The organism is Mannheimia sp., from assembly GCF_056854775.1.
Window position 1 is genome coordinate 1 of the sequence record NZ_JBXGGI010000128.1, and the last position, 7,501, is coordinate 7,501.

The 7,501-nt window shown below is 41.6% G+C and carries 7 protein-coding genes and 1 pseudogene; 3 read left to right on the forward strand and 5 right to left on the reverse strand.

Annotated elements, in window-relative coordinates; genetic code table 11:
* From rumB to ACJHV0_RS09125, 3 genes and pseudogenes are all read left to right on the forward strand, one after another.
* Positions 1-223: pseudogene (gene rumB / locus ACJHV0_RS09115) on the forward strand (23S rRNA (uracil(747)-C(5))-methyltransferase RlmC); the annotation flags it as partial.
* Between the two features lie 190 nt (positions 224-413).
* Complete coding sequence (gene eno, locus ACJHV0_RS09120; RefSeq protein ID WP_025236378.1) at positions 414-1,724, forward strand: phosphopyruvate hydratase; 1,311 nt, start codon at positions 414-416, stop codon at positions 1,722-1,724.
* 66 nt (positions 1,725-1,790) lie between these two features.
* Positions 1,791-2,201 (forward strand): DUF2251 domain-containing protein, encoded by a 411-nt coding sequence (locus tag ACJHV0_RS09125; RefSeq protein WP_483133995.1) that lies wholly within the window; start codon positions 1,791-1,793, stop codon positions 2,199-2,201.
* A 50-nt stretch (positions 2,202-2,251) separates the two neighbouring features.
* On the opposite strand, the gene ACJHV0_RS09130 is transcribed toward ACJHV0_RS09125, so the two are convergent.
* From ACJHV0_RS09130 to selD, 5 genes are all read right to left on the reverse strand, one after another.
* Positions 2,252-3,235: a dihydroorotate dehydrogenase gene (locus ACJHV0_RS09130; protein WP_483133996.1), complete on the reverse strand. Its 984-nt coding sequence runs from the start codon at positions 3,233-3,235 to the stop codon at positions 2,252-2,254.
* A 57-nt stretch (positions 3,236-3,292) separates the two neighbouring features.
* Complete coding sequence (locus ACJHV0_RS09135; RefSeq protein WP_483133997.1) at positions 3,293-4,516, reverse strand: uracil-xanthine permease family protein; 1,224 nt, start codon at positions 4,514-4,516, stop codon at positions 3,293-3,295.
* 268 nt (positions 4,517-4,784) lie between these two features.
* Positions 4,785-5,978 carry a 2-octaprenyl-6-methoxyphenyl hydroxylase gene (gene ubiH, locus ACJHV0_RS09140; RefSeq protein WP_483133998.1) on the reverse strand — a complete coding sequence of 398 codons (1,194 nt, stop codon included), beginning with the start codon at positions 5,976-5,978 and terminating at the stop codon, positions 4,785-4,787.
* Positions 5,965-6,441, reverse strand: coding sequence for an NUDIX hydrolase (locus ACJHV0_RS09145; RefSeq protein WP_483133999.1), 477 nt, complete (start codon positions 6,439-6,441; stop codon positions 5,965-5,967). Before ACJHV0_RS09145 ends, ubiH begins: the two co-directional genes overlap by 14 nt.
* Positions 6,441-7,481 carry a selenide, water dikinase SelD gene (gene selD / locus ACJHV0_RS09150; RefSeq protein ID WP_483134000.1) on the reverse strand — a complete coding sequence of 347 codons (1,041 nt, stop codon included), beginning with the start codon at positions 7,479-7,481 and terminating at the stop codon, positions 6,441-6,443. The genes ACJHV0_RS09145 and selD overlap by 1 nt, the downstream gene beginning before the upstream one ends.
* Positions 7,482-7,501 lie beyond the last annotated feature (20 nt).

Here is a 7,501-nt window from a genome sequence, read left to right on the forward strand (position 1 = left end):
TTTAGTGATTGTGAACCCACCTCGACGTGGTATTGGCAAACCTTTAGCGGAATTTTTAAATGATTTAGGCTCTCCTTATTTGATCTATTCAAGTTGCAACGCTCAATCTATGGCTAAAGATTTTGCAGCCTTAACCAATTATGAATTAAACAAAGTGCAGTTGTTTGATATGTTCCCTCACACTTCACATTATGAAACACTGACTTTTTTAATCAAAAAATAAGCATACAAGCGAGCAAATTTTTGCCGTTTTTTGCAAAAATTGCTATAATCTTGAGCGAATATAGTCTTAGATCAAATTAGTGGTAAATTCTCAACTCTCATCACAGTTTTTCCAAGACAAAAGCAGAAAATCGCTTTAATATATACCTATTCTTTTTTTCTATTAACTCTCAAATTAGAGGAACTCAACAATGGCTAAAATTGTTAAAGTAATCGGTCGTGAAATTATCGACTCTCGTGGTAACCCAACCGTAGAAGCTGAAGTTCACTTAGAAGGTGGCTTCGTAGGTTTAGCAGCTGCTCCATCAGGTGCATCAACAGGTTCACGCGAAGCGTTAGAATTACGTGATGGCGATAAAGGTCGTTTCTTAGGTAAAGGCGTATTAAAAGCGGTTTCAGCAGTAAACAACGAAATTGCTAAAGCAATTGAAGGTAAAGAAGGTACAGCACAAGCTGAAATCGACCAAATTATGATCGATTTAGACGGTACAGATAACAAATCTAAATTTGGTGCAAACGCAATCTTAGCAGTATCTTTAGCAACCGCTAAAGCTGCAGCGGCATCTAAAGGTTTACCGCTTTATGCTTACATCGCTGAATTAAACGGTACTCCGGGCGTTTACTCTATGCCGTTACCAATGATGAACATCATCAACGGTGGTGAGCACGCAGACAACAACGTTGATATTCAAGAGTTTATGATTCAACCGGTGGGTGCTTCAACATTAAAAGAAGCATTACGCATTGGTGCTGAAGTGTTCCACAACTTAGCGAAAGTATTAAAATCTAAAGGTTTAAATACCGCAGTAGGTGATGAAGGTGGCTTCGCTCCTAACTTAGCCTCTAACGCAGACGCATTAGCGTGTATCAAAGAAGCGGTAGAAAAAGCAGGTTATGTATTAGGTAAAGATGTTACTTTAGCGATGGACTGTGCATCTTCTGAGTTCTACGACAAAGAACGTAATGTGTACGATATGAAAGGCGAAGGTAAAACCTTCACTTCACAAGAGTTCACTCACTACTTAGAAGGCTTATGCAAAGAGTATCCAATTGTGTCTATCGAAGATGGTCAAGATGAATCTGACTGGGAAGGTTTCGCATACCAAACTAAAGTATTAGGCGACAAAGTACAATTAGTAGGCGACGATTTATTCGTAACTAATACTAAAATCCTTAAAAACGGTATCGAAAAAGGTATTGCAAACTCTATCTTAATCAAATTCAACCAAATCGGTTCATTAACTGAAACTTTAGCGGCAATCAAAATGGCTAAAGACGCAGGTTACACCGCAGTTATCTCTCACCGTTCAGGCGAAACTGAAGATGCAACGATTGCAGATTTAGCGGTTGGTACAGCAGCAGGTCAAATCAAAACCGGTTCTATGAGCCGTTCAGACCGTGTTGCGAAATACAACCAATTAATCCGTATCGAAGAAGCGTTAGAGCGTGCTGGTACACCGGCTCCGTTCAATGGTCGTAAAGAGATTAAAGGTCAAGCGTAATTGCTGATATGAAATCGCAAATGCCACTGAGAAATCGGTGGCATTTTTCTATATAAGGATAACTTAATGCTCTACTCTGTTTTAACCGATCATATTCTACTTAACGAGCCTTACCGCAATGGGGCACATTCTACTCAGCACGAACATTTAGTGGTGATGTTTGAAATTGATGGCGAAACAGGCTATTTTTATGCGATGGATTTACACCAAACCGAGCAACCTGTGGTCGATAGTCTGTTTGTATTTAGCGTCAGTGATATTGAGCAAAACTCACTACACGAGCCACGCCGTTTGGAAATTTGTTGGGATGAAAGTGGCTATCAAGCCTTCTTACTCATTAACGGCTACCCACACGCCGTATTTGATTTTCGCCAATTTGTCGGCTACAACCGCACCAAATTCCCTCACCCCGACTTGGGCAGTATGTGGGTGCATAAGGAAACCACTAATGAATTAGTGGAGAAATGGTTGGGCTAAATGTTTTATTTAGTATTTAGGCGTGCAACGCACGCCTCTATTCTTCGTGATTAAGACAAAATCTCTTTAAACACGCCAATTCCTTTCACACCTAATGCCGTTGCTAAACCTACAAAGTCAGCCCCAACGGCTTTCATTCGCTCAAAGCCTGCTTTATCATTTACACCACCCACACCAATAATTTGCAGTGATTTCAATGCCGGCTCTTGGTCAAGCATTTGACGTAGTGTGTAAACATTTCCAAGAGAAAGGGCGTGAATTGCAGTTCCCGCCATTCCTCCTACACCTGTACCCACTTCTGAGTTTAATACCGATTTATCACCTTGCATTAACAATGATGAGCCAAGCGTATTCGTTGAAGTAATAAAAGTAATTGGTAAATTTTTACCATTTTCGACCGCTTGTAATAACCCTTTAATCAATTCATCATACTGATTTTGGTAAGTAAACGGCGGAATTTTGATGCCGATTGGCAGAGCATTTTCCCCCTGATTAAGTTTCTCCAGCGTTGTTTGTAGTGCTTTTAAATACGGCAGAAGTTCCTCTGCGGAATAAGCTGGCGAAACTTTACCAGGAATATTCGGGCAAGAAATATTAATTTCCATTGCCAATGGCATTTTCACTTCATTTTGTAACGCACAAATCTGCTCGTAGCAATCCCCCACTTCCTCAGGTGAGCCAAATACAGAAATGATAAACGGTTTACTGCTATTTGAGCTTAATTCATCAGAAATTGTACGAACAAAACCTTTGGTTACAGCTAAATTATTTGGACTAAGCCCAATGGTATTGAGGCTGGAAGTTTGCATAGCAGTTGCATTTTGTACATTTACACCGGCAACTTGTTGAGCAGTAGAATCAAATAAAACATATTGATTGTTCGCCCAATCGTGTGGATATGGCTCTAACATTGAAGTACGCGTAGTAACAGCCCCCGTGTATTCACACGCATAGAGTTCACGCAAGTTGTCGAGCTCAGAGCACCAAGGACAAGGCGTATTAAGAAGAGGGGGATTGAACGTTAATTTTTGCATAGATTATTCCTTATTTTAGAATTTTTAACAAAAAGGACGCATTAGCGTCCTTTCCGATTAGTGAGTTACGTTTTTTTCTTTTGGTAATACGATATTTAGCACAATCGCTACTAAAGCACATAAGCTGATTCCCTTCAAAGAGAACTCGCCGATGTTGATTAACATACCACCAATCCCGAATGTCATTACAACAGAAGCAATACAAAGATTGCGTGGAATACTTAAATCAACTTTAGCTTTGATTAAGGTATTGATACCCACAACGGCTACTGCACCGAATAGCAACATCATAATACCGCCCATCACGAAAGTCGGGATCGTTGCAAGGAATGCCCCAATTTTTCCGCAGAATGAGAAGGCAATTGCCCAACACGCAGCCCAAGTCATAATTTTCGGATTGAAATTTTTGGTTAGCATCACTGCACCGGTTACTTCTGAATAAGTCGTATTTGGTGGACCACCTAATGCCGCTGCCGCAGAAGTTGCTAAACCATCTCCTAAAAGTGTACGGTGTAAGCCTGGTTTTTTCATAAAATCTTTACCGGCAACTTGTCTGATTGCCATCACATCGCCTAAATGCTCAACTGCAGGAGCAAGAGCAATTGGTAGTAAGTAAAGAATAGCATCTAATTTGAATTCAGGTGCAGAAACATTTGGTAAGCTAAACCAAGGAGCTTCAATCACTTTGGTAAAATCCACCAATCCCATAAAGATAGATAAAATATAGCCTACTGTTAAACCGGCTAAAATTGGTACTAATTTCAATAAACCCTTAGCAAAAACAGCCACAATAAGGGTAGTTACCAACGTTGTCATTGAAACAACAATTGCAGTGTTATATGGAATGTTTGCTGATTTACCTGTTGCCATATCTACTGCCACAGGAGCAAGACCCAAACCGATCACCATAATCACAGGACCAATCACAATTGGTGGAAAATATCTATGTAAGATTTCAACACCTTTTGCTTTCACTAAAGCAGATAATGCCATATAAATGAAACCTGAGCATAGTAATGCTCCCATTGTTACAGGAATACCCCATTGTTGGACACCGAATTGGATTGGAGCAATAAAAGCGAAAGAAGATGCGAGAAAAACAGGGACTTGACGTTTAGTACAAACTTGGAAAATTAGAGTGCCGACACCGGCAGTAAGAAGGGCAACATTAGGATCTAAACCGGTAATTAGCGGAACTAATACCAATGCCCCAAATGCAACAAACAACATTTGCAAGCCGATAAACGCCTGTTTTGGCGTATTCATATTTTCTGTGGTCATTTTTTACTCTCTTTGTGTGATGACGATGTAACTCTTGCAGTTACTCAGATGAAAGCATACAAAACCATCTTAGCAAACGATTACGGCAATCGGTTGCCAATTTTAGGTAAAATTTTTTTGCCGATTTTACGGCAAACAAAATTTCTAGGGCTTCCACTAAAAGGAAAGCCTTGAATTTTCATTCAAGGCTTAGGATTGATTTTTAAACGGCAGAATAATATAGCGTTCTTGCAACAATGTCAAATAGAAAATTTAAGATTTTGTACTTTTACCACCCTAATGCTCGATTAGCTATAAAATCCCTAGCCGTTTTCGAGTGTGAAACGGCGAATAGCCCTAAGTTCCGCATAGCTTGCATAGGCAACATTCCGCAAGAAAAGACAGAAATTAAACCGCTTGTTGCATTGATAATACGACTTTGATCTTGCACTCTCTCTTTTTCAAACTCGACTAACAACGAAAAGTCGCCAATATCTTTGCCCTGATTAAAGGCTTCGGCTACTCGCTTTGCCAATGCGTACAAATCTCTCAATCCTAAGTTAAACCCCTGCCCTGCTACCGGGTGAAGCATCTGTGCTGCGTTACCGACAATAGCCAATCGGTGATGAATATGACTTTCTGCTTTTTGCAAAATCAGCGGATAAACAAACCGCTTGCTGACACGCAAAAACTGCCCTAATTTCCAACCAAATTGATGTTGTAATCGGCTTAAAAATTCATTATCTGACAACTGTACCAATTCATCTGCATTTTTCACACACCAAACCAACGACATCATATTGCCACTTAACGGCAGTAAGGCAAAAGGTCCTTGTTCGGTAAAATACTCAAAGGCTTGATATTGATGCCATTTATTCAGCTCTACATTAGCGATAATGGCTGATTGTTTATAATCTCGAACTTGTACAGTTTCTATTCCACATTGTTTAGCAATTTGAGACTGAATACCATCAGCCGCCACAAGTAAAGAACAGCTCAGCTTCTCGCCATCTTTTAGCGTCAGTTCACAATATTGCTGTGAGCGTTTAATTGACTTAACTTCATTCGGACAGAAAACGTGAATATTCGGCTGTTTTTCAATGCAAGCGGTTAAATTTTTGCCTAATTTTGCCAGCTCGACCACCGCACCGAGTTGGCGAACATTCTGCTCGGTTGCTTTAAGAGTAGCTTTTCCGAAATGCCCTTTATCTGCTACTTGAATTTGTTGAATTGGGGTGGCAATAGCTTGAATCATCTCGCCCAAATTCTCGCCTACAAGCGGTAGAATTTGACTCATTTTTTGCAAACTGCCTTCAGCTAAGGCAATACTACGAGCATCAAAACCGCCTTGTTGTTCATAGTTGGGCAACGATTTTTCAACTATCGCAATGGAGATTTTGTACTGACAAAAACTGCTTAACGCCAACGCCAACACCGAGCCGCTTACCGCCCCGCCTACAATCACCACATCAAATTGCTGCATTTTGCCTCCACTCAAACGCATTTAGTAACGAGAGCGGATAACGCTCGCCGTTCAAATAATCTTTCAGTGATTGCACCACCAGTGGGCTACGTTCACATTGCCCCTCTTGCTGAATATAGTGGTTAAATTCCTCTACACTTAACCAGAGAGCTTGTGTAATATCTGCATCTTGCGGATGAGGCTCAAGCCAATCATCAAGCTCTACCGTAAACAGAAAACGCAAATAGTCCGTTTTAGAGCGTGGGGCTTGCCATTGATAAATTTTTACAAGGCTTGCCATTTCCGCCCGAATACCGGTTTCTTCAAACAACTCTCGGCTTGCCCCTTCCAGCAACGTTTCATTTGGTTCTAAATGCCCTGCCGGTTGATTAAGTGTTCGTTTACCATATTCAATCTCTTCAACGAACAAAAACTTGCCCTTGCAATGTACCACGCAAGCCATTGTTACATTTGGTTTAAACATCAAATTACCTCAATAAGTGGTTTTCCCTCTTCCATTTCAAGCAATTTGCCAACGTGGAATAGTAATACATTTGCCCGCTTTGCAATTTGTTGGATTTTTTCGACCGCTTGTGGCAGCACCGCTACCAATAAACCGCCTGAGGTTTGTGGATCGCATAAAATCGCTTTTTGCTCGTCCGTCATCGCTGAAATTAAATGCCCGTAGCTGTCAAAGTTACGATTCGTACCACCCGGCACTGCCCCTAAGGCGATATACTCTTTCGTGCCGTCTAGGGTTTGAATATCGGCAAAATGTACTTCCGCACGCACATTCGAGCCTTGGCACACTTCGCTTAAATGCCCAAGCAAGCCAAAACCGGTGATGTCTGTCATTGCCGTTACTTCAGCAAGTTCGGAAAATTCCGCCCCAATTAAGTTGATTTGGCACATCACTTCACTTGCCAAATTCTGATGTTCCGGCTTGAGCAAGCCTTTTTTCTCGGCAGTGGTTAAAACCCCAATCCCTAACGGCTTGGTTAAAAACAGTTCACAGCCGGCAACTGCCGAAGCGTTACGTTTCACACGCTCAGTCGGCACAATGCCGGTTACCGCTAAGCCAAAAATCGGCTCAGGCGAATCAATCGAATGCCCACCAGCCAACGCAATACCGGCTTGCTGACAGGCAAAACGCCCGCCTTCTACAATTTGCTGAGCCACTTCCGCCGGCAATTTATTCACAGGAAAGCCAAGAATGGCAATCGCCATAATCGGCTTGCCACCCATTGCGTAAATATCGCTTATGGCGTTAGCAGAGGCGATCCGCCCGAAATCAAACGGGTCATCCACAATCGGCATAAAGAAATCTGTTGTGCTGATAATCGCCTGCCCATTGCCTAGATCGTAAACCGCCGCATCGTCCGCCGTTTCATTACCTACGAGCAAATTCGGGTCGATAAATTTATCTAATTGCGTTTGTAAAATTGTCCCTAACACCTTAGGAGAAATCTTACAACCTCAACCCGCCCCGTGGCTGAACTGGGTTAATCTAATCGGTTCAGACATCTCGCCTCCATAATGAATTA